The sequence below is a fragment of the uncultured Methanobrevibacter sp. genome, from assembly GCF_902771435.1.
Lineage (GTDB): Archaea > Methanobacteriota > Methanobacteria > Methanobacteriales > Methanobacteriaceae > Methanocatella.
The window spans coordinates 1-2591 of record NZ_CACXXB010000089.1 but is presented as its reverse complement, the minus strand read 5'-3'; the positions used below and the strand labels follow the sequence as shown (position 1 = coordinate 2591).

General features: G+C 39.0%; 3 protein-coding genes. All 3 read right to left on the bottom strand.

Annotated features, from left to right (window positions below; genetic code table 11):
* Positions 1 to 123 precede the first annotated feature (123 nt).
* The gene (locus QZU83_RS10635; RefSeq protein WP_295611956.1) at positions 124 to 1113 is read right to left on the bottom strand and encodes a Coenzyme F420 hydrogenase/dehydrogenase, beta subunit C-terminal domain; all 990 of its coding nucleotides are present in this window, start codon (positions 1111 to 1113) and stop codon (positions 124 to 126) included.
* Between the two features lie 11 nt (positions 1114 to 1124).
* Positions 1125 to 1778 (bottom strand): tributyrin esterase, encoded by a 654-nt coding sequence (locus QZU83_RS10630; RefSeq protein WP_292882418.1) that lies wholly within the window; start codon positions 1776 to 1778, stop codon positions 1125 to 1127.
* Between the two features lie 14 nt (positions 1779 to 1792).
* Positions 1793 to 2591: glutamine amidotransferase (locus tag QZU83_RS10625; RefSeq protein WP_295611955.1), on the bottom strand; the 799-nt coding region annotated here is incomplete at its 5' end.

Here is a 2591-nt window from a genome sequence, read left to right as displayed (position 1 = left end):
TATACATCATGAGGACAATTTGAATAACAGCTGTAACAGTTTTTACATGCAGACTGTTTAGGGTTATCACACAGATACCAGCAACAGCCCGGCCTATCATTATTCTGCTTGCATATTTCTATCTTACGCTCTACAGTGAATGACATTTAATTTACCCCCTCTTTCAAATCTTTCAATGGCAACAATCAGAGCATCAGTCACGATTTTATTAGACAACAAGTAATCCAAGAGAGTTGTAACAATGGAACCGTCCTGGCCCTGAGTGTGCTTGATTGATTTGACTGACAATACCTTTATAAAATCGCCAATCGGTTTTGAGTTGTCGTTTCTCAAGTCTTCATGTATGAATGTTCTTGGACAGACCCTGAAGCATGCATGGCAATCCTCTGGACATTCTCCTCTTTTTCGAGGTTTTGTATCATCAATTGTTATCAAATCCTCCGGACAGGCATATTCGCATGCTCCGCACAGAACACATGCCCCTACGTCAATGACATTATATTTCAAGTCCATGAAGTTGGATTCGGTATTTTCCTTATTGATTGAAGTGTCTGATTTTTCCCTTTGATACAAAACGGGACGAGCCAGAAATTCTCTTCTTTCAATGTTTTCCAGATTTTTGGCTATTTTACCTTCTGCAAGTTTATTGAGAAATTTGAATTGTGATTCTGTAAGATCCCTTGCCTTGATGAATTCCTGTTTTATTGCTCCGTCAACTATCTCTTCGCCTTTTTTGGTTCTGATTATCAATGTTGACCAGCCATCTTCAGAGCCTATGGACCCTATTGAAATGTCGGAGGTCTCTGATGTCAGTTCAACACAGATGTTGCAGTTTTTTCTGATTATCCTTTTGGCTACGGAGAGAGGTATCTTTAAGGTTTCCTTAGTTTTAAGTAACAGGAATACGAATCCCTTTTCAATCTGGAATTTTTCAACATCTTCCATTTTCAAGTCGTATTCGCTCAAGAGATTTACGAAGTACTTGTATGAAAAATTTTCCATACAGAATAAGCCCAGTTTAACATCAATAGGGCTGTCGGTATAATATTGCAGTTTAGATGCTGCCATAATTTCACATGGTGTTCCAACCATAGCTATCTTACGTTTGCTCATTTTTTTAGCTCCTATTGCATATTAACAATTTTTTTAAAGTTTGTATAATCAATGTCAGTCAGTTCAAAACCATATTCTTCCAAAATTTCTTTCAGCTCTTTTTGATCTTTAAGAGTGGTTTTTTCCATAACCGCATTTTTTCCTAAGCTTTTAACATTTCCAAGAACGTATATGGTTCCTCTCATAATTGATTCACCGACATCGTCGGTTACATCACCAAGTATTATGAGTTTGCCACCCATCATTAAAAGTCCGGTCATATATCCGCTGTTTCCGCCGATTATAACGGTTCCGCCTTTCATGATTTCACCGGTTCTTGAACCTGTGCTTCCCTTTACTATTACTGTTCCACCATAGATTCCCTGTCCTGCACCGTCTCCGGCAGTACCTTCAATGATGAGTTCGCCTTTTGTCATGTTGTCTCCGGCAAACCATCCTGCATTTCCGGTGATGTGTATCTTTGGTCCGTTGACCATTGTTCCAACGAAATATCCTGCAGAACCATTGATTTCAATGGATACATCTTCGCTCAAACCTGCACAGATGTTGTGTCTTGATTCGGGATTGTCAATAATGAGCTTTTCATGAAATGCAGCCTGCTGCTTTATAGTACGATTCAATTCCTTTTCATCCATATCCTTTGCATCAATAACATATTCTTTCATAGAAAAACCCCTCGTTAAATGGTGTAGGACCTGGTTTCGCCAGGAGCGATTTGTTCAATCTGGTCGGAATCTATGACATCATGCAATGCCATTTCTTCTGAAGCTATGGCAAAAATTTCATCGGTTTCAGCCATTACCCCTGGTCTGAGACCTAATTTATCCTTTGCAATTCCAATACCGTTAGGTGTTCCCACCAATATTGAAAATGGACCGTCCAAATCAATCACTGCCTGGTCTAAAGCCTCTTCCAACTTATATCCCTGATTAAGCTTGTCTGCCATGTAATGGACAATGCACTCGGTGTCGTTGAATGATTCAAAAGTATGTCCTTTTCTTTCTAAAGGATCTCTTATTTTCCAGTAGTTGGTGATTTGACCATTGTGCACAACAGTAATGTCCGGTATGATGTAGCTTTGATATGGGTGTGCATGATAGCGGTCAACGCCACTTTCTGTTGCAAAACGTGTGTGGCCAATTCCATGGGTTCCCATTCTGCTTTGAACGTCAAAACGCTCAGCAATGTCTTTTACTTTTCCCACATCCTTTATCATTTCAAAGGAATGTGAACCGTTGATTACCCTTACGTTTTCCAGTTCGTCTATTTCCATGATACATGGTTGCAGACGGGAAAAATCATCCAATGTTATTTTACATTTGTATACGTCAGACCCACCTACAGACTCGATTAGCTGCTCTTCATATATTGGGCTGAATTGAGTTAATAATGATTTTAAATTTTCCAGTGTTCCTTTTCTTCTGTTTACCTCGATATTTAATTGATAATAATTTTCAGTAAAATTTAAGCCACCGTAG

Bases quoted from the DNA above. Each gene is read 5' to 3' on its own strand.
- QZU83_RS10635 (WP_295611956.1), bottom strand. From the start codon at position 1,113: ATGAGCAAACGTAAGATAGCTATGGTTGGAACACCATGTGAAATTATG.
- QZU83_RS10630 (WP_292882418.1), bottom strand. From the start codon at position 1,778: ATGAAAGAATATGTTATTGATGCAAAGGATATGGATGAAAAGGAATTG.